Below are 18,118 nucleotides of genomic sequence, written 5' to 3'. Positions count from 1 at the left end.
CCGTCTTCCCCCTCTCCTGTCGTGAACGCGCGCGCATCGCAAGCGGGGGCGTGCATGGCTGAACCCTGGCTTTCGATCATCGGCATCGGTGAGGACGGGCGCGAGGGGCTGGTTCCCGCCGCGCTGGCGGCTCTGGAGGCGGCCGAAGTGGTCTTTGGTGGGCCGCGTCACCTCGCACTTGCCGGGGTGGCAGAGGGCGTGGACGAGCGCGGTCAGGCATGGCCGGTGCCCTTCTCCGTGGCTCCCGTTCTGGCGCATGCCGGGCGGCGGGTGGCGGTGCTCGCCTCGGGCGACCCGTTCTGGCATGGGGCCGGAGGGAGCCTTTCGCGCCACCTCTCCCCCGGAGACTGGCGGGCCTTTCCGGCGCCTTCGACACTCGCGCTCGTGACCGCCAGGCTCGGCTGGCGGCAGGAGGAGGTCACAACTCTCGCCCTCCACGCTGCCCTATTCGCGGAGGCGCGGCGGCATCTCGCCCCCGGGGCACGGCTTCTGTGCCTGCTGCGCGACGGGGCGGCGGCACCGGCTTTTGCCCAATGGCTCGCCTCGCAGGGTTTCGGGGCCTCGCGGCTCTGGCGGCTGAAAGCGCTCGGCGGCCCGCGCGAGCGGATCGAGGTGATGACGGCCGACGCTCTCGCCGCCCGCCCCGTCCCGTCGGCCGCCCCGGGCGGGCCGCCGGTCGCGGTGGCGCTGGAGGCGGCGGGCGGTCCCGCCCTCCCCCGCGCGTCGGGCCTGCCAGACGCGCTTTTCGCCCATGACGGCCAGATCACCAAGCGCCCGGTCCGCGCGCTTACACTCTCGGCGCTGGCGCCAAAGCCGGGCGAGCATCTCTGGGATATCGGCCTCGGCTCCGGCTCGATCTCCATCGAATGGCTGCTCGCCGCGCCGGGCACCCGCGCCTCGGGGCTGGAGGCCGATCCAACCCGCGCCGCTCGCGCCCGGGCCAACGCCGAGTCTTTCGGGCTGGGCGCGCGGCTTGGCGTCACCGAGGCGCGCGCGCCGGAAGGACTGGACGGGCTCGCGCCGCCCGATGCCGTCTTCATCGGCGGCGGAGCGACGGAGACGCTGCTTGCGGCGCTCTGGCCGAGGCTGCCCGAAGGCGCACGGCTTGTCGCCAACGGGGTAACGCTTGAAACCGAAGCGCTGCTGGCCCAATGGTCCGCCGCGAAGGGTGGCAGCCTGCTGCGGATTGAGCTTGCCGAGGCGCAACCCCTTGGCCGAAAGCGGGGGTGGAGCGCGGCACGGCCGGTGGTGCAATGGAGCGTTGTGAAATGAGGGTGGCGGGGCTCGGCTTCCGGGACGGGACGACGCCCGCAGCGCTGGCCGAGGCCATCGCTGCAGCGGGCGGCGGGGCGCTGAGCAGCCTTGCCACCGCCGCCGACAAGGCCGAGGCGCCGCCACTTCTTGTGCTGGCCGCCGAGCTGGGGCTGGCGGTGACGCTGGTGCCGCTTGCCACGCTCGCGAACACCGAAACGCTCACGCGATCCCCCCGCGTCGCCGCCCGCTACGGCACAGGAAGCCTGGCAGAGGCTGCGGCGCTCGCCGCTGCCGGCCCCGGCGCCCGCCTTCTCGGCCCCCGCGCGACTTCCGCAGACGGGACCGCAACCGCCGCCATCGCCACTACCGAGGCCAAAGTATGACTGTTCATTTCATAGGCGTCGGCCCCGGCGCTCCAGACCTCTTGACGCTCCGCGGCCGCGACCTGATCGCGGCCTCTCCGGTCTGTCTCTATGCTGGATCGCTGGTGCCGCCCGTGGTGTTGGCGCATTGCCCTGAAGGCGCGTGGATCGTGAACACCGCGCCACTCTCGCTCGACGAGATCATAGCCGAGATCACCGCCGCCCATGCGGCGGGGCAGGACGTGGCACGCCTCCATTCCGGCGATCTCTCCGTCTGGTCGGCGATGGGGGAGCAGCTTCGCCGCCTGCGCGCGCTTGCGATTCCCTTCGACGTGACCCCGGGCGTGCCTGCCTTCGCAGCCGCCGCCGCGACGCTGGCGACGGAGCTCACACTGCCGGGCGTGGCGCAGTCTGTGGTGCTCACCCGCACTTCTGGTAGGGCGACGCCGATGCCGGGAGGCGAGACGCTCGCGGCCTTCGCCGTAACCGGCGCAACGCTGGCCATCCACCTGTCGATCCACGTCCTTTCGAAGGTCGTGGAGGAACTGACCCCGCATTACGGCGCAGATTGCCCTGTTGCGGTGGTTTGGCGCGCTTCTTGGCCGGACGAGCGGGTGCTGCGAGGCAGTCTTGCGACCATCGAGGCGCAGATGGCCGCCGAGATCGACCGCACCGCGCTGATCCTCGTCGGCCGCACACTCGCCGCCGAGGGCTTCGCGGAGAGCCGCCTCTACGCCGGGGATTACGACCGCCGCTACCGCCCCGTCGGATCCGAGCCGCGCTTCCCGGAGGGGCGGGAGTGAGTGGCGCGCGCGCCACCGTGGCAGGGCCGGTGCCGGGGCTTATGATCTCGGCCCCAGCGTCGGGCAGTGGCAAGACGACGTTGATGCTGGGGCTGGCACGGGCCTTTGCCAACGCGGGGCTGGCGGTTCAGCCGTTCAAATCCGGTCCGGATTACATCGATCCGGCCTTCCATAGCGCAGCAGCGGGGCGCGCTTCGGTCAACCTCGACAGCTGGGCGATGCCGCCGGGGCGGATCGCGGCGGAGGTTGGGCGCGCCAAGGGGGCGGATCTGATCCTTGCCGAGGGCTCCATGGGGCTTTTCGACGGGGTCGCGAAGCCGGGCTTGGCGGGGACCGGGGCGAGCGCGGATATCGCGACGCTGGCGGGCTGGCCGGTGCTGATGGTGATCGACCCGAAGGGGCAGGCACAGACCGCAGCCGCCGTGGCGCTCGGCCTCGCGCGGTTCCGGCCGGATCTGCCGATCGCAGGCGTGATCCTGAACCGCGTGGCAAGCCCGCGGCACGAGGCCCTGATCCGCGCGGGCATGGCCGAGGCGGGGCTGCCCGTCCTCGGCGCCCTGCCCCGCGTCGCGACCATAACCATGCCGGAGCGGCATCTCGGCCTCGTCCAGGCCGGCGAGCATCCGGCTCTCGAGGCGCTGATAGAGGCCGCGGCGGCGCTGGTCACCGAACATTGCGACTTGGAGGCGATCCATATCGCCGCCGCCGCGCGCGTCCTGCCCGCGCCCGTCGCAACACGCCTCCCGCCGCCCGGCCAGCGCATCGCGCTCGCCCGGGACGCAGCTTTTTCCTTCACCTATCCGCATCTCCTTGACGACTGGCGCGCTGAGGGGGCGGAGATCCTGCCGTTCTCTCCGCTCGCCGATGAGGCGCCTGACCCTGGTGCCGACGCCTGCTGGCTGCCGGGCGGATACCCCGAACTGCACGCCGGCCGCCTTGCTGCCGCCGCGCGGTTCCGGGCGGCGCTGCGAGCCTTCGCGGAGACCCGGCCGGTTCATGGCGAATGCGGGGGCTACATGGCGCTCGGCGCGGGACTGGTTGATGCCGAGGGCACGCGGCACGAGATGGCGGGGCTTCTGGGCCTCGTCACCAGCTTCGCCAAGCGGCAGATGCATCTGGGTTACAGGCGGGCGCGGCTTGCCGGCCCCTGCCTTGGCCTGCCCGGGGGTGCCGTTATTGCCGGGCATGAGTTCCACTACGCAGGGGTTGTCGAGCAGCCCGATGCGCCGATGGCGGCGGTTGCCGATGCGGCGGGCCAGACGGTGGCAGAGACCGGGTCGCGGCGCGGCAATGTCTCCGGCTCTTTCTTCCACCTGATCGGGGGGACGTCATGAATGGTTTCGTTTCTTTCGTCTCCTCTGGACCGGGCGATCCCGAGCTCCTGACACTGAAGGCCGCGGCGCGTATCGCGGCTGCGGATGCAATCCTTTTCGACGATCTCTCCTCCGGGCCCGCCCTTGCCCATGCGCGGGCCGATGCGGACCTGGTCGGAGTTGGCAAGCGGGCGGGTCGCGCCTCGCCGAAGCAGGATCAAGTAAGCCGGCTTCTGGTCGATTATGCGAAGACCGGCGCCAGGGTCGTGCGGCTGAAATCCGGCGACGCTGGGCTCTTCGGGCGACTGGAGGAGGAGACCACCGCGCTCCGCGACGCTGGGATCGGGTTCGAGATCATCCCCGGCGTGCCCTCGGCCTGCGCCGCCGCCGCTGCCGCCGGAATACCGCTGACGCGGCGGATAACAGCGCGGCGGGTGCAATTCGTCACCGGACATGACGTGACCGGCGGGCTGGCAGAGGATCTGAACCTCGCGGCGCTCGCTGATCCGATGGCCACCACGGTGGTCTTCATGGGCAAGCGCACCTTCCCGGCGTTCCTCACCATGCTCACCGGCGCAGGATTGCCGCCTGGCACCCCCGCCCTTCTGGCCGAGGCCGTGGGCCGGGCCGAGCAGCAGCTGGTCCGCACCACCGTTGCGGAACTGGCCGAACGGCTGTCGGGCGATCCGGGAACGGCGCCGGCGCTGATCCTCTATGGGCCGCTTGCAGAGGCGGCGGAGGCATGATCGCTCTTTCGCTGATCGGGATCGGCACCGGCAACCCGGAGCATCTGACACTTCAGGCGATCCGCGCGCTCAACGCGGCCGATGTCGTCCTCATTCCCTGCAAGGGGGAGAGCAAGGCCGACCTCGCCGAACTGCGCCGCACGATCTGCGCCGAGTTCATCACCAATCCCGCGACCCGTATGGTGGAGTTCAACCAGCCGGTGCGCGACCCCGCTACTCCCGACTACCGCAGACGGGTGGATGATTGGCACGACGCCATTGCCAAGGCCTGGCGAGCGGCCATCACCAAGGAGCTGCCGGGCGGCGATGGAAGGGTGGCGCTGCTCGTCTGGGGTGATCCTTCGCTTTACGACAGCACCTTGCGCATTGCCGCTCGGCTTGGGCTGCGGACGGAGGTGATCCCCGGCATAACCTCGATCCAGGCGCTCGCCGCGGCCCATGTTATCCCGCTGAGCGAGATCGGTACTCCCTTCACTGTCACCACCGGCCGGCGGCTGCGTGACGGTGGCTGGCCAGAGGGCGTCGACACAATCCTTGTCATGCTCGACGGCGATTGCGCGTTCCAGGACCTTGCTCCGGAAGGCCTCTCGATCTGGTGGGGCGCCTATGTCGGTATGGCAGAAGAGCTCACCGAGGCCGGCCTCCTTGCAGAGACCGGCCCCCGCATCCTTGCCCGCCGTGCCGAGGCGCGGGCGCAGCATGGCTGGATCATGGATATCTACCTGCTCCGCCGCACGGGCAGTTGAGCCCGCGCGCGGGACAATCGCGGCTCAGGCGAGGGGGATCTGGCTGAAGCGGCGCCGTTGGTGCCGGGCTTTGCGCGGGCGGTGGTAAGCGGGACTGCGCCGGCGTTGGGCTTGGCGGCGCCGACGGCGATGGAGACAATCGAGATCGCGCTGCCGGACGGGGTGGTATTGCGTTTCGGCGCCGGGGTGAGCCAGGCGGCATTGAGCCGGGTGCTGGCGGTGCTGAGGGGCGCATGATCGCGCCGGGTGCGGGTGTCCGGGTCTATCTTGCCTGCGGCCGGACGGACACGAGGAAGGGGCTGGACGGGCTGGCGATGATGGTCCAGCAGGTCTTTGGCGGGAACCCGTTTGATGGTGCGGTCTATGCATTCCGTGGCCGGCGTGCCGTTATTTGCGCAAGAACTTGATCCATGGCGCTGAGGGGGTGGGTTCGCCGGGCGGAGCGCGATCAGGGGCTACGGCCCGGTCCGACGAGTGCTGACCAGAAGCGGATCAAGTCTCTGGAACGAGAGGTCCGGGAGCTACGCCAGGCGAATGAGATCCTGCGTAAGGCATCGCCTTATTTTGCGATGGTGGAGCTCGACCGCCGGTTCTGGCTCGGCTTTGCCACCTGACATCGCTACGACGCCACGCCCCGGACGCGGGATGCGCGAGTCCGCGCCTTCGCCGTGACGGTGGCGCCGGAGATTTCGGGCCGGATCGTCGCGGTTGCGGTTCATGACAATGAACGCGTGCGCAAGGGGCAGGTCCTGTTCAGGATCGATCCTGCGGATTTCGCCAATCGTCTCGCTGTGGCGAGGGCAACACTCGCCGCCGATCGGGCGATCGCGGGGATGAAGGCGGCGGATGCGGCGCGGCGCGCGCGACTGCCCTCGATCGCGGTTTCGGCGGAGACGCGGGGCAATGCCGCCGCCGCACGGGCCGCCGCCGCACGCGTGCAGGCGGACGAGGCGGGGGTTGCGCAGGCTGCGCTCGATCTCGCGCGCACGGTGGTCCGCGCGCCGGTGAGCGGCACGATCACCAATCTCACCGCCCATGCAGGCGATTATGCCCATGCCGGCAGCGGCGCGATCACGATGGTCGATACTGGCGAACTCTGGGTGACCGCGTATTTCGAGGAGACCGAGCTCGACCAGATCAGGCCGGGCGCGCCGGCCCGGATCGAGCTGATGTCCGACCCCGGCCGGGTGCTGGATGGCCATGTGCAGGGGATCGGACGCGGGGTTGCAGATGCCAACATGCAGGATGCACGCAGCGGCCTGCCGCGCGTCGATCCGGTGTATTCATGGGTGCGGCTGTCTCAGCGGATTCCGGTTTATGTGACGCTCGACCATGTGCCGCCGAGCATGCTCCTCGCCGCCGGCATGACCGCGACGGTGCGTGTCGTCGCCCCGGCGGCGCGTGAGCGCTGAGCGAGGCGGCGCTATTCTGCGGCGCGCGGCATATCCCGCGCGAGCCAAAGGCCCGAGCCGGCCACGAGGGCCGCCGTGATCCACAACGCCGGCAGGGTTGCGTGGGCGAACTGCGCGATGAGGCCGAGCGCGACGGCGCCGAGCGCGTAGCCGGTGTCGCGCCAGTAGCGGTAAGTGCCGAGGGCCTTGCCGCGGATCAACGGCGCTGCCTGGTCCGACATCGCAGCGATGAGGTTCGGGTAGAGCAGCGCCATGCCAACGCCCATGACGATCGCCCCCGGCAGCCATAGCGACGCATCGCGCCCGGCCGCCGTGATCGCGATGCCGGCGGCGAGGAGAAAAAACCCGGCGATCACTGGGGCGCGGCGGCCGACCCGGTCACCCAGATGGCCAGTCCAGAGCTGCGAGACGCCCCAGACCATGGCGTAGGTGCCGGTCAGCCAGCCGATTTCGACCAGCCTTGCACCATGTGCCTTGAAGAACAGCGGGAACATCACCCAGACCAGTGTGTCGGCGATCTTGTTGACGATGCCGCCCTGACAGATCGCCCGCCCGACCCGATCGCGGAAAGAGATGCGGACGAAGATCGCGCGCAGCGTGAGCGTATGATCCTGCGAGGCACCGGCACCGGCCTCGGCATGTTCGGCCTTCACCCAGGCAAGCGTGTCGCGCACACGGGTGATCGTGGCGAAGGCCAGACCAATCGTGGCCATGCCGAAAATCAGCAGGGCATCACGCGCGCCGACCGCCTCGGCCAGCAAGGCAGCACAAGCACCGGCGAGGCCGACGGCCACATACCCCGTGGCTTCGTTGATGCCGACGGCAAGCCCGCGCTGGTGGCTGCCGGCGAGGTCAATCTGGCTGGTCACCGTCATCGTCCAGGTGAAGCCCTGGCTGATACCGAGAAACACGTTCGCGATCACGATCCACCACCAGTTGGGTGCCGCCCAGATCAGCAGCGGGATGGGAATGGCGGCGATCCAGCCGGCGATGAGGACAGGTTTGCGGCCGAACCGGTCGGCAAGCCCGCCGGCGACAAGGTTGAGCGCGCCCTTCACCAGGCCGAAGGAGAGAACGAAGCTCGCGAGAAAAAGAAAGGCACCGGGAGCGACGCCGAACTCGTGCGCGAGGGTCGGCAGGACCGCTCGCTCCATACCGATGACAAGACCGACGAAGAAGACCTGCAGCGCCTGCAGGGTAAACTGGCCGCGATTGGCCGTGATGCCGCGGATATGATCCGAGGCGTTTGCCACCATGGTCACGCGGTGAAGCCCGCATTCCAGGCGCGCAGTTCGGCCGCCCCCTCGGGCGCGGGCGGAATGTTCTCGAGCATGAAGGCGACGAAGCGGTCGGCATCGCCGATGCGAAAGGCGGGGTTGTGTCGCCGTTCGAAACCGATGGTGGATACCGGCTTGCCGGAGAGACCGCGGCCGCAGACCGAGCCGGCCAGAGCACCGGGCAGCACCTCGATATGGTCGGGTAACGCCTTGAGCCTGACGAGACTGGTGAACAGGTCGCGCGCGCCGCGCGCGGCGTCGGTCGCAAGCTCGGTCCGGCCGACATCGCCCACCATGAGCGTGTGGCCGCCGAGCACGCTCCATGGCTCATCCGCGCGGGTGCGGTCGGTCACCGTGAGGCAGAGATGCTCCGGCGTGTGGCCGGGCGTGTGCAACACCTCGAGCACGACATTGCCGAGTTCGAGCCGTTCGCCGTCTACAAGACGGCGGCAAGCATAGCCCACCTCGGCTGATTCGTGGATGGCGTATTCGGCACCGGCCGCTTCGGCCAGCGCGCGGCCGGCGGAGCGATGATCGGCATGCAGATGCGTGTCGATCACAAGGCGGATCGGCGTCGCCGAGGCCGATGCGGCGTGCAGATAAGGTTCGATCGGAAACAGCGGGTCGACAACCACGCCGGCGCCCTTGCCGACGCAGCCGAGCAGATAGGAGGCCGCCGTGGGGTCGGTGTGCAGGAACTGTCGGAGGATCATGGGTTTGGCTCCCGGCTGACGCGGCGATCTTGTCGCCAGCGCGCTGTCACATTATCATTCGCGATATTGATTGAATGAGTCGGTGATGAAGTCAAGCAGTGGTCCAAAGCAACAGATTTTCAGCCATCTCGCCGAGATCGCCGCGGCACTTGCACATCCGCACAGGATCGAAATTCTCGAACTGATCGCCCAGGGCGAGCGTAGCGTGGAGGATCTTGCCGAACGGATCGGCCTGTCGCTCTCGAACACGTCCCGCCACCTGCAGGTCTTGCGCCGTGCCCGCCTTGCGGCGCCGCGGAGGGAGGGCAAGAACGTGTTCTACAGCCTGGTCTCCGAGACCGAGGTGGTCACGTTGCTGGCCAGCCTGGGGCGAGTGGGCGAGCGGAACATCGCGGAAATCGACCAGGTGATGCAGGCGTATTTCCGGGCGCGGGATTCTCTCGAGCCCGTATCGCGCTTGACCCTGCTTGAACGCCTCCGGGACGGCAGCGTGACACTCCTCGATGTCCGTCCAACGGAGGAATTTGCTCACGGGCATCTGCCGGGGGCGCTCAATATTCCGCTCGATCAGCTTGACGCGATGCTGGACAGTCTTGTCGCCCGGTCGCCGGTTGTTGCCTATTGCCGGGGGCCTTACTGCGTTCTTTCGTTCGAGGCGGTGGCGAAGCTTCGCGCCTGTGGGATTGAGGCGATACGACTGGAAGATGGGTATCCCGAGTGGAAGGCGGCAGGTTGTCCCATCGAGTGCTGAACGTAGAGAGCGCTCACCCGCATCGCTGGAGCGTCAAGGCCGCCCGATCGCGTGGCGTTAGGATCCGGCGTTCACAAAGGGCGCCTCACCGCCATCATGTCCGACCCGAAAATCCGGGGATTGCCGGCGCATCGCGACGACGTCTTCCCAACCACCGTCTTTGCTCCGGCCCGCCACGAGCTGTTTCGGCCTGTCACTGCCGCAACGAGAAAAGGATGCAAAAATGCCAATGATAACCCGTCGGGGACTTATGGCCGCAAGTCTGACCCTGAGTGCTGCCGACATGGCTGTTGCCCGGGCCGCAACGGCTGCTCGGGCTGGGCAGCGCCTCGTTGCCGGAACGCGTAGCCTCGAGGTGAACGGGCGCGCGGCGGAGCTATGGCGGAATTTGGGTGACGCGGCGTGATCAGGCGGCGCGGCTCTGGGTGGCGTCGGATTGTGCGACGCCGTCGTTGAATCTGACGCCTTCGATGACGCGTGGCAACTGGCTGGTGCCGTTGAGCTTGCGCCATTTCTTCGAAGCGGCCCGAATCAAAGTGAAGACCATTAGCTTGGCGGTCTTCTGCGATAACGCGCCTTTGGTCCGCACCGTGCGGTGACGAACGGTGGCGAAGACGCTCTCGATCGGGTTCGAGGTACGCAGATGCTCCCAATGTTCGGCCGGGTAGTCATAGAAGGCCAGCAGAACCTCGGTGTCCTTGGTCAGACAGGCGACACCGCGCTGATACTTGGCGGCATATTTCGCCTTGAAGGTGTCGATCGCCGCCAGGGCGGCGGCGCGGGTTTCAGCGTGCGAGATTTCGCGCAGGTCGGCTGCCACCGCTGGCTGCATGGATTTCGGAAAGTGGTTGAGCACGTTGGCGATCTTGTGGAACCAGCAGCGCTGATGGCGGGTGCCGGGGAACACCTCGTCCAGCGCCTTCCAGAACCCAAGGGCGCCGTCGCCGACGGCCAGTTCGGGCGGCACGGCAAGCCCTCGGGCCTTGAGATCGACCAGCAGTTCGCGCCAGCTCTGCGCGCTCTCGCGGAAGCCGACCTGAAAGCCCAGAAGCTCCTTCCGGCCTTCCGGTGTCGCCCCGATGATCACCAGCATGCACTCGGCCTGCGGCTCCATCCTGGCCTGCAGGTAGACGCCGTCGGCCCAGACATAGACATAGCGGCGCGCCGAGAGATCGCGGCGCTGCCAACGATCATACTCCTCCTGCCAGCCTGCCGTGAGGCGGGAAATCACCGCCGGCGACAGGTTCGGCGCGTCCGCCCCGAGCAACGCCGTCAGCGCCTCCTGGAAATCGCCGGTGGAGACGCCGCGCAGATACAGCACGGGCAACAGGGCATCGAGGCTTTTCGAGCGGCGTGCCCAGCGCGGCAGGATCGCCGAGGTGAAGCGGATCCTCGTCTCCGCCGACACGCCCGGCGCGCGGTCACGCACCTTCGGCCGCTGCACCGGGACCGGTCCGATCCCGGTCTGCACCGCCCGTTCCGGTCCGGCGCCGTGCCGGACAACACGCTGCCGGCCGTCGGGCAAGAGTTCCTCGCTGAACTGGGCGACGAAACTTGCCGCCTCGGCCTTCAGGGCTGCCATCAGCATCTGCCGCGCGCCCTCACGGGCAATGTCCGTCAACGGGTCCATGATCGAACCAGGCTGATGAAAGGAGGTGATCGTGCTATTCTCGTTCATAGGCGTATCGCTCCTCAGGGAGGTTCTGGCAGGCTTGGACACCCGCCACGATACGCCGCCTTCTCAAACCTCATCACCTATTTTCAGCCATAGCCCCGCGCGGCGCGGGTCTTCCGTCTGACCGATCAGGCCGGCCGCCCCGGGCTTACCTTGGCGCCGGGCGAGCAGTTTCGGGTCAAACTTTTGAACCGGACCGCCGATCACACCATAATTCACTGGCACGGCCAGTTGCCGCCCTGGACACAGGACGGCTTTCCATGGCCGCAGACCCCGCCACTCGCGCCGGCGGCGACGCGCGCTTACGATTACGTGCCGATCCCCGGGACCTACTGGATGCATTCGCACCAGGGTTTGCAGGAGCAGAGTCTCATGACGGCCCCGCTGATCGTCCAGGATGCTGCCGTTCTGGCCGAGGGCCGGCAGGAGGTGGTGGTGATGCTGCATGATTTCAGCTTCACCGCGCCCGACGCGCTGCTAGCCGGCCTGACCGGGCAGACGCCCTCGGCGATTCACGCGATGGCCCGCTCGACGGAGAATGCTGCGCCGGCCCCGATGACTGTCGGCAATCGCATGGGACCGATGCAGGGAATGGCCCATACGGCCGCCGGCAAGGGGATGGGGATGTCGATGAGCGGCATGTCGATGAGCGGCATGTCGATGAGCGGCATGTCGATGAGTGGGATGTCGATGGACCTGAACGACATCAACTACGACGCGTTCCTGGCAAATGACCGTACCCTGCACGACCCTGAAACCATTCAGGTTGAGCGGTCGGGACGTGTGCGGCTCAGGATCATTAACGCGGCATCGTCGAGCCAGTTCTGGATCGATCTCGGCGCGTTGACCGGCCGGGTGGTTGCGGTCGACGGGCATCCGGTGGTGCCGGTTGTCGGACGCCGCTTTCCGCTGGCTATTGCGCAGCGGCTGGACATCGTGGTCGATCTGCCGGGGGCCGGAGCGTTCCCCGTTCTCGCGCGGCTGGAGGGGTCGCGCCGGCGGACCGGTGTCGTGCTGGCAACGCCGGGCTCGCGGGTAGTACGGATCCAGGACACCGGGCTCGACCAGATGCTGCCGGTCGACAATTCGCTGGAAACCAGGCTGGTCGCCCGCGCGCCGCTGGCCGCCCGCAAGCCCGACCTCGTGCACCGAATTGTCCTCGGGGGCGGCATGAAGCCCTATTCGTGGTCACTGAATGGGGAGTTCTGGCCGAACATCACGCCGCTGATGCTCCGGAAGGGCCAGCGCGTGGAAATCGAGATGGTAAACCATTCGATGATGGCTCACCCGATGCACCTGCATGGCCATGCGTTCCCGGTCGTCGCGGTGAACGGTCGGCCGTTGAATGGTGCGGTGCGGGACACCGTGCTGGTGACGCCGATGATGGGCAGTGTGCGGATCGCCTTCGACGCCGACAACCCCGGGCGCTGGGCGCTGCATTGCCACAACCTCTATCACATGATGACGGGCATGATGACGGAGGTCCGCTACGACGGTATCGAGGTCTAGGCCAGCGCAGGTCGCGGCTCATGTCCACGATAAGGGGAGCGAGGTTGTTCGGCTCCCACCTTCGCGGTGAGGTCTTGTCAACCGAGGCCGTCGGGCTTCGGGGCGGCGAGACGAAGAACGCGCGGCGCAAGGATCGGAAGGACGAACAGCGTCAGGATCGTTGCGGTTGCGAGGCCGCCGAGGATGACGATGGCCATCGGCCCCTCAATGGCGTCGCCGGGGGAGCCGGTAGCGAGTGCGAGCGGAAGCAGGCCGAGGGCGGTCACACAGGCGGTGATCAGGATCGCCGGAAGCCGGTCGGCCGCGGCCTGTCGCGCGACATCTGCTGACCATGGTTTGCCGCTGCCCTCCATGAGTCGGCGCATGTGGATCAGGAGCAGCAGGCCGTTGCGCAACGTGAGGCCGAACAGCGTTGCTAGACCGACCATGGCGCCAAGTTCGAGATGGCCACCAAGGAAGGCCCAGGTCGCCGTGATGCCACCGGAGAAGGCAACCGGCATAATCGCCATCATGAGCACAACGGCCCGCGCCTCGCGCAGGGCGAGCGCGATCAGGATCAGGATGCCGGCAAGCGCGATGGCGGCGTGGATGGCAAGCTCGCGCCGCGCGGTACCGCCGGCGACTGCCGTGCCGCCGTAGCGGACGTAAACCCCCGTGCCCAGCCGAAGCCTGGCAAGCCGCTGGCGCAGGCTGCGGATCACCGGGACAGCATGGCCATGCGCGACCTGGACGGTGACGACCTGAACGCGGCGGCCGTCGTTATGCAGGATCTGCGCCGGAACCCGTGTCTGGCGAATTGTCGCGATACGGTCGAGGGGCACGATCATGCCGCCTGCCGCCGCGACCGGGAGGTCGCCGATTGCAGCCGGTTGATGGCGGAGTTCTGCGGGCAGCGTGACAACGATCGGCTCAACGAGAGTACCGCGATAGACATGGCCGACGGTGGCGCCTGAATAAGCGATCTTCATCGCCTCGAGCGCCGCGCCGGGGGTAATGCCGTATCGCAGCATCGCCGCGCGGTTCAGGTCGATCGCGAGGGCGGGCACCTGCTGGACTGCCGCCATGCTTGCTGCGCGCACGCCAGGCACCCCGTGTGACGCCGCCACGATCCGCGCCGCTGCGATGTCGATCGCATCGAGGGAGGGGCCAAATACCGAAACGGATACCGGGGCGGTGACGCCGGAAAGGCTTTCATCGACACGCTCGCTAAGAAATGTGCGCGACCACCAGGACAGGCCGTCGATATGGTCGACCGACGCCAGGATCTGCCGCGTCGATCGTTCGACGTGGCGGTTGCCGGTCTCGCTGAGCGTGATGTCGATCTCGGCCTTGTTCACCCCGGCATGGCCGTTGCTCATCGAAGCGCGGCCGATATGCATCACGACATCCCCGACCGAGGGGAGGTTCTCGAGCGTGTGGATCGCGAGCCTGCCAATGGCGAGCATCGCGTCGATCGACGTGCCAGGTGCGGCGAGATAATGGACGATGACGTCGTTTTCTCGAAAGCGCGGCAGGAATCGAATTTGCAGCAGCGGGACACTGATACCGGCCAGCAGGATCAGGGCGAGCGCGGCGGCGATGAAGGCACGTCCGTGATGTTCCAGCCTGCCGAGAGCGCGGCGATAAGCCGGGCGCAGCAGTGCGATCGGCGGCGTGTGGTCCGCCGCCGCGGTGGGCCGAACCAGGAGCAGCGCGGCGAGGGCCGGAGTAAGGACCAGCGCGACGACGAGTGACGCGCCGATCGCAGCAATGTAGGCAATCCCGAGGGGGGCGAAGAGCCGGCCTGCGACACCGCCGAGTGCGATCACCGGGGTGAAGGCGATGGCGACGGCGGCGCTGGCGAAAATGATAGCACTGCGCACTTCCAACGATGCCCTGAAGATGACGCGGAGCGGTGGTTCCGGGCTGCCGGCGATGCGGTTCTCGCGCAGGCGGCGGGTGATGTTTTCGACATCGACGACCGCATCATCGACGAGTTCGCCGAGTGCGATCGCAAGCCCCGCGAGCGCCATCGTGTTCAGCGTGATCCCGAGGGCCGTGATGATCGCAGTGGCGGCAAGCAGCGAGACCGGGATAGCCACAAAAGAGATGACTGAGGCCCGCCAGTCGCGCAGCGCGATGAGCAGGACAAGCAGGATGAGCGCCGCGCCGATCAGCAGCACATGGCCGAGATCGGCCAGTGCGACATGAATGAACGTAGCCGGCGTGAAGGCTCTGGGATCAATCTCGATCCCTTGCGCCTCAAGGCCCGGCGTCAGCCGCGCGACCGTTCGGGCTGCCTGGTCGGCCACCGCAAGCGTGTTCGCGCCATAGAGCGAGGAGACGATCATCAGCAGGCCGGGGTGACCGTGGATCAGCGCCGCGCCGTAGCGGGGCGGCGCCGATAACCGGACGCTTGCCACATCGCCGAGGCTGATTGGCGCGCCGTCGCTTGTGCCGAGCCAGGTCTTCGCGAGGACGGCAGCGGTGCGTGCCTGACCGTGAGGGGCGAGCACCAACCGCTGGTTGCCGTTGTCGATGAAGCCGGCGCCGAGCACGGCGCTGCCGTGCCTTGCGGCACGCGCCACATCCTGCATGGTGAAGCCGGTGGCGATGAGCGATCGGGGCTGGACCTCGACATTCAGCTGTGGCGGGCGTGCGCCGAAGATCACGACATTCGCAACGCCGGGCACCGCTTGCAGGGCGGGCCGTAGTCCGGCTTCGGCGATAGCGGTCAGACGTTCGAGGGACATGCCGCGCCGGGCGTAGAGCCCAATTTCGAGGGCGGTGCCAGTGGAGGACTGCATCGGCGCAAGGCGGGGCAGGATCCCGGCCGGGAGCACCCCGCCAAGCTCGCTCAGACGCCCGGCGACGCGCTGCCTGTCTTGATAGGGATCGGTGCCGCCGTGAAAGACGAGATGGATGACAGACAGGCCCGATTCCGAGGACGAGCGCATCTTCGCGAGCCCGGGCAGGCCGGTGAGGGTGCGTTCGAGGCGATCGGTGACCACCTGCTCGGTCTGCAGCGCACTGAAGCCAGGCGCCGCTGTCTGGATCACGACTGTTGGGGCAGTGAATGTGGGGAAGACATCGTAGCGGGCGGTGGGCAGGCGGGCGAGTTGTAGGGCCGCGAAGCCCGCGACCAGAAGCACGACGACGAGGCGGTAGCGCAGGGCGGCACGGACGATCGGAGACAGCATGTGATTGTCTCAGTCGTTGTTCGCGGCGGATGCGCCACCGCCGGCCAGCGCCGAGTTCAGCAATCCAACGCCCGACGTCACGATCGCCGGGTGGGCAGGCAGGTCTGCGCCGGGCACGAAGAAGCCCGAGATCGTGCCCGAACGGTACAGCGGGTGCGATCTGGTCACACGGTACATCGCGAAACGGCTGGCGCCGATCCGGACGAAGATGAAGGGGCCATTGTTGTGCCAGATCAGCGCGGCCGCGGGCACGGCGTAGCCGGTAACAACGCCGGGCGCGCGGAGCGTGATGGCGAGCGGTACGCCGATGGGCAGTGCGGGGCCAGTGTAGAAAAAGGTCTGCCCCAGCAAGCCTTTCGGGATCCGGCCGGCAGATCCGACAGGGCGCAGCATGACGCGAGATCCATCCGGCGCTCTGGCGGATGCGGCCGGCGGGGATACAAGTGTGGCACCTGCCTGCACAACCGAGACAAGCGAACCTCCGCCGTTGATTGTCCTGAACGAGGGGCCATTATCGGCGATTGCCGTTCCGAGGGCGGCGCCATAGCGCATTTTCGCCTGGGCCAGCAATTCCTCGACACGCGCTTGCGCAATGGCGGTTTTAGCCTGGATCTGCTGCAGGCTGGCCTTGGAGACGTTACCTCCAGAGCGATAAAGCTTCTGGGCGCGGGCGAGATTTGCATCGTCCAGCGTCAGCTTTGCGTGTGCCGAGACGATCCGGTGCCGCAAGGTGATAATCGGGGAAGGATCGATCACCAGGCCGTAAGCCGCGGAGCTGGGATGTTTAGTCTCAAGGCGCAGGACGCTCGTCTTGATGAGGCCGCTGCTCATCGTGGCCGCATTGATCGTCACGCTGCGCAGGGCCGCGGCATGCGCGACAGCTGCGGCGCAAACAAGTGACAGGCTTGCCGCGATGGCCTGCAGATGCCGCTTCATCAGTGGCTCTCCCGGAAAATGGGGTGATGGAGCGCGTCGGCCACGGCTGCGAGGGCGCGTAATCGCTGAGCATCCGTGGTCAGCTCCTGTTCGCGGACCAAAGTTGCCTGCTGTTCGGCCTCGACCATGCGCAGCTGGCCGGTCGCACCGGCGCGGTAAGCTTCAATAGCCTGGCGTTCGCGCTCGCGGGCGGTTGCGAGAAGAAGCCGTGCCGCGCGCGCAACGCTTACGCTGCCTTGCAGAGCGGCCTTGGCCGCGTCGATCTCGTGGAGAACGCGCACCTGCGCCCGATCGAACAGGGCCGCCGCAAGCTGGCGCCTTGCACGCGCCTCGGCGATCGGGTCCTGATTCTGGTTGAGAATTGGCAGCGGCAGCGAGAGGGCGAGTATGAACTTGCTGGCGCCCTGATCGTAGTGATACCCGGGGCCAATACGAAAGCCTGGAAACTGCTGGTCGATCGCTTTGCGGAGAGAAGCGTCGGCCGCGCGATAATTCTTGTAGGCCGCGACGACTGATGGACTGGTTACCAGCGCCGTGCGCGTAAGAGCGGCGAGATTGGCCGGCGGCAACGGATGCTCAAAGGCGGTGAATGAAAGGTGCTTACCTCGAAGCGCCGCCGCCGGCATTCCGATCGCAGCGGCCAAGTGGGCCCGGTCCATTCCGATCTGGACCCGCGCTTCAGCGGTGCCAAAGCTTGCCTTGTTCGCCGCCTCGGTTGTGCTGGCGAGCACGGTATCAGCAAGCATTCCAGAGGTAACGCGCTGTGCTACGAGGCGGGACGCTGTCGCGGCATAGCTGGCGACGCGCGCCTTGATCCTGGCGATCCGTTCATCGAGCCAGAGTGTGAGCAGCGCGTTGCGGACGTTGCTGCGTTCCCGCCATGCCGCGGCAGCGATGAGTATTCGCGCGGCTTGCTGGCGATCCCGCGCGGCGGCGATGCCAGCTTCGCGAGCGCCGAGATTGGAGACGAGAAAACTGATGACCGGCCCGATCTTGATTGGCGACGGGAAGGCTTGAGTCGCGTTGAAGCTGGGCGCGAGGGAAAGCGTGGGGTTCGGGATCTGCTGGGCCGTCGTCACTGCCGCCTTCGCGGCGTCATAGGCGGCGACGCTGATTCGCAGATCTGGCCGCTCATAGACGGCAACGAGCGTCAGAGCCCGCAATCCCCAGTGTCCGCGCGGATGCACGCCCATAGCCGCGAGGAATTGGCCAAGCGCCGGCTCGTCGAGACGGCGGCCGAGCAGTGCCGTGGCCGAAGTACCGGGATGCAACGGCGCCGGCTGATACCGCGCACAGCCGGCAAGCAGTGTCGCAAGCGCAAGAGCACCGACGCGGTTGGGTCTGAAACGGAGGTGTCGGGACGTTTTCTTCATGGCTTCAAGCGGAAATGAGTTCGCGCTTTAGCCGGCGAGAATGACGTTTCCACCACGCCAGAATGACGA

Annotated in this window: 17 protein-coding genes and 1 pseudogene; 12 read left to right on the top strand and 6 right to left on the bottom strand. The window is 67.6% G+C overall.

The genetic code is table 11. The features are described from left to right. The first annotated feature begins 54 nt into the window (after positions 1-54). From ACMV_RS17400 to ACMV_RS17355, 10 genes and pseudogenes are all read left to right on the top strand, one after another. Entirely contained in the window at positions 55-1,272 is a 1,218-nt protein-coding gene (locus tag ACMV_RS17400; protein WP_013634901.1) for a bifunctional cobalt-precorrin-7 (C(5))-methyltransferase/cobalt-precorrin-6B (C(15))-methyltransferase, read from the top strand. Continuing rightward, positions 1,269-1,637: a cobalamin biosynthesis protein gene (locus tag ACMV_RS17395; protein WP_013634900.1), complete on the top strand. Its 369-nt coding sequence runs from the start codon at positions 1,269-1,271 to the stop codon at positions 1,635-1,637. Before ACMV_RS17400 ends, ACMV_RS17395 begins: the two co-directional genes overlap by 4 nt. Then, positions 1,634-2,419, top strand: a complete 786-nt coding sequence (gene cobM / locus ACMV_RS17390) for a precorrin-4 C(11)-methyltransferase (protein ID WP_013634899.1) — start codon at positions 1,634-1,636, stop codon at positions 2,417-2,419. Before ACMV_RS17395 ends, cobM begins: the two co-directional genes overlap by 4 nt. Next, positions 2,416-3,753, top strand: a complete 1,338-nt coding sequence (locus tag ACMV_RS17385; RefSeq protein WP_013634898.1) for a cobyrinate a,c-diamide synthase — start codon at positions 2,416-2,418, stop codon at positions 3,751-3,753. The genes cobM and ACMV_RS17385 overlap by 4 nt, the downstream gene beginning before the upstream one ends. Further along, positions 3,750-4,478: a uroporphyrinogen-III C-methyltransferase gene (gene cobA / locus ACMV_RS17380; RefSeq protein WP_013634897.1), complete on the top strand. Its 729-nt coding sequence runs from the start codon at positions 3,750-3,752 to the stop codon at positions 4,476-4,478. Before ACMV_RS17385 ends, cobA begins: the two co-directional genes overlap by 4 nt. Further along, entirely contained in the window at positions 4,475-5,224 is a 750-nt protein-coding gene (gene cobF, locus ACMV_RS17375; RefSeq protein ID WP_007424879.1) for a precorrin-6A synthase (deacetylating), read from the top strand. Before cobA ends, cobF begins: the two co-directional genes overlap by 4 nt. 111 nt (positions 5,225-5,335) lie before the next feature. After that, positions 5,336-5,461, top strand: coding sequence for a hypothetical protein (locus ACMV_RS21865; protein ID WP_256379520.1), 126 nt, complete (start codon positions 5,336-5,338; stop codon positions 5,459-5,461). After that, a complete protein-coding gene (gene tnpB / locus ACMV_RS21860; protein WP_007424878.1) occupies positions 5,458-5,631 on the top strand; it encodes an IS66 family insertion sequence element accessory protein TnpB in 174 nt (57 codons plus the stop codon). Before ACMV_RS21865 ends, tnpB begins: the two co-directional genes overlap by 4 nt. 9 nt (positions 5,632-5,640) lie before the next feature. Continuing rightward, positions 5,641-5,816 (top strand): annotated as a pseudogene (locus ACMV_RS20960) (transposase); the annotation flags it as partial. A 76-nt stretch (positions 5,817-5,892) separates the two neighbouring features. Continuing rightward, on the top strand, positions 5,893-6,636 hold the full coding sequence (locus tag ACMV_RS17355) for an efflux RND transporter periplasmic adaptor subunit (RefSeq protein WP_013634894.1): 744 nt from the start codon (positions 5,893-5,895) through the stop codon (positions 6,634-6,636). An 11-nt stretch (positions 6,637-6,647) separates the two neighbouring features. On the opposite strand, the gene ACMV_RS17350 is transcribed toward ACMV_RS17355, so the two are convergent. Together ACMV_RS17350 and ACMV_RS17345 are read right to left on the bottom strand one after the other, a co-directional pair. Continuing rightward, positions 6,648-7,892: an MFS transporter gene (locus tag ACMV_RS17350; RefSeq protein ID WP_039889235.1), complete on the bottom strand. Its 1,245-nt coding sequence runs from the start codon at positions 7,890-7,892 to the stop codon at positions 6,648-6,650. A 2-nt stretch (positions 7,893-7,894) separates the two neighbouring features. Beyond that, on the bottom strand, positions 7,895-8,626 hold the full coding sequence (locus ACMV_RS17345; RefSeq protein WP_007424875.1) for an MBL fold metallo-hydrolase: 732 nt from the start codon (positions 8,624-8,626) through the stop codon (positions 7,895-7,897). A gap of 85 nt (positions 8,627-8,711) precedes the next feature. Between ACMV_RS17345 and ACMV_RS17340 the strand changes: the two genes are divergently transcribed. Next, positions 8,712-9,377 carry an ArsR/SmtB family transcription factor gene (locus ACMV_RS17340; RefSeq protein WP_007424874.1) on the top strand — a complete coding sequence of 222 codons (666 nt, stop codon included), beginning with the start codon at positions 8,712-8,714 and terminating at the stop codon, positions 9,375-9,377. Positions 9,378-9,783: 406 nt separating this feature from the next. Here ACMV_RS17340 and ACMV_RS17335 read toward each other — a convergent pair whose 3' ends face one another. Continuing rightward, positions 9,784-11,055 carry an IS256 family transposase gene (locus ACMV_RS17335; RefSeq protein WP_013634892.1) on the bottom strand — a complete coding sequence of 424 codons (1,272 nt, stop codon included), beginning with the start codon at positions 11,053-11,055 and terminating at the stop codon, positions 9,784-9,786. A gap of 150 nt (positions 11,056-11,205) precedes the next feature. On the opposite strand from ACMV_RS17335, the gene ACMV_RS17330 reads away from it, so the two are divergent. Beyond that, a complete protein-coding gene (locus ACMV_RS17330; protein ID WP_013634891.1) occupies positions 11,206-12,561 on the top strand; it encodes a multicopper oxidase family protein in 1,356 nt (451 codons plus the stop codon). A 77-nt stretch (positions 12,562-12,638) separates the two neighbouring features. On the opposite strand, the gene ACMV_RS17325 is transcribed toward ACMV_RS17330, so the two are convergent. Genes ACMV_RS17325 through ACMV_RS17315 form a run of 3 tightly spaced genes read right to left on the bottom strand, consistent with a single transcriptional unit; the run spans position 12,639 to position 18,049 of the window. Next, the gene (locus tag ACMV_RS17325; protein ID WP_013634890.1) at positions 12,639-15,740 is read right to left on the bottom strand and encodes an efflux RND transporter permease subunit; all 3,102 of its coding nucleotides are present in this window, start codon (positions 15,738-15,740) and stop codon (positions 12,639-12,641) included. A gap of 9 nt (positions 15,741-15,749) precedes the next feature. After that, positions 15,750-16,676 (bottom strand): efflux RND transporter periplasmic adaptor subunit, encoded by a 927-nt coding sequence (locus ACMV_RS17320; protein WP_013634889.1) that lies wholly within the window; start codon positions 16,674-16,676, stop codon positions 15,750-15,752. Continuing rightward, entirely contained in the window at positions 16,676-18,049 is a 1,374-nt protein-coding gene (locus ACMV_RS17315) for a TolC family protein (RefSeq protein ID WP_013634888.1), read from the bottom strand. The genes ACMV_RS17320 and ACMV_RS17315 overlap by 1 nt, the downstream gene beginning before the upstream one ends. Between the last annotated feature and the right edge of the window lie 69 nt (positions 18,050-18,118).

The sequence above is a fragment of the Acidiphilium multivorum AIU301 genome (assembly GCF_000202835.1).
In the GTDB taxonomy this organism is placed as follows: domain Bacteria; phylum Pseudomonadota; class Alphaproteobacteria; order Acetobacterales; family Acetobacteraceae; genus Acidiphilium; species Acidiphilium multivorum.
Note: the sequence above shows the minus strand (reverse complement) of the source record. Positions and strands in the feature narration are given on the sequence as shown.

What these genes read in the sequence shown, in the direction of transcription:
- ACMV_RS17400 (WP_013634901.1), top strand. Translation starts at nt 55, where the DNA reads ATGGCTGAACCCTGGCTTTCGATCATCGGCATCGGTGAGGACGGGCGC.
- ACMV_RS17395 (WP_013634900.1), top strand. Translation starts at nt 1,269, where the DNA reads ATGAGGGTGGCGGGGCTCGGCTTCCGGGACGGGACGACGCCCGCAGCG.
- cobM (WP_013634899.1), top strand. Translation starts at nt 1,634, where the DNA reads ATGACTGTTCATTTCATAGGCGTCGGCCCCGGCGCTCCAGACCTCTTG.
- cobA (WP_013634897.1), top strand. Translation starts at nt 3,750, where the DNA reads ATGAATGGTTTCGTTTCTTTCGTCTCCTCTGGACCGGGCGATCCCGAG.
- cobF (WP_007424879.1), top strand. Translation starts at nt 4,475, where the DNA reads ATGATCGCTCTTTCGCTGATCGGGATCGGCACCGGCAACCCGGAGCAT.
- tnpB (WP_007424878.1), top strand. Translation starts at nt 5,458, where the DNA reads ATGATCGCGCCGGGTGCGGGTGTCCGGGTCTATCTTGCCTGCGGCCGG.
- ACMV_RS17350 (WP_039889235.1), bottom strand. Translation starts at nt 7,892, where the DNA reads ATGGTGGCAAACGCCTCGGATCATATCCGCGGCATCACGGCCAATCGC.
- ACMV_RS17345 (WP_007424875.1), bottom strand. Translation starts at nt 8,626, where the DNA reads ATGATCCTCCGACAGTTCCTGCACACCGACCCCACGGCGGCCTCCTAT.
- ACMV_RS17340 (WP_007424874.1), top strand. Translation starts at nt 8,712, where the DNA reads ATGAAGTCAAGCAGTGGTCCAAAGCAACAGATTTTCAGCCATCTCGCC.
- ACMV_RS17335 (WP_013634892.1), bottom strand. Translation starts at nt 11,055, where the DNA reads ATGAACGAGAATAGCACGATCACCTCCTTTCATCAGCCTGGTTCGATC.
- ACMV_RS17325 (WP_013634890.1), bottom strand. Translation starts at nt 15,740, where the DNA reads ATGCTGTCTCCGATCGTCCGTGCCGCCCTGCGCTACCGCCTCGTCGTC.
- ACMV_RS17320 (WP_013634889.1), bottom strand. Translation starts at nt 16,676, where the DNA reads ATGAAGCGGCATCTGCAGGCCATCGCGGCAAGCCTGTCACTTGTTTGC.
- ACMV_RS17315 (WP_013634888.1), bottom strand. Translation starts at nt 18,049, where the DNA reads ATGAAGAAAACGTCCCGACACCTCCGTTTCAGACCCAACCGCGTCGGT.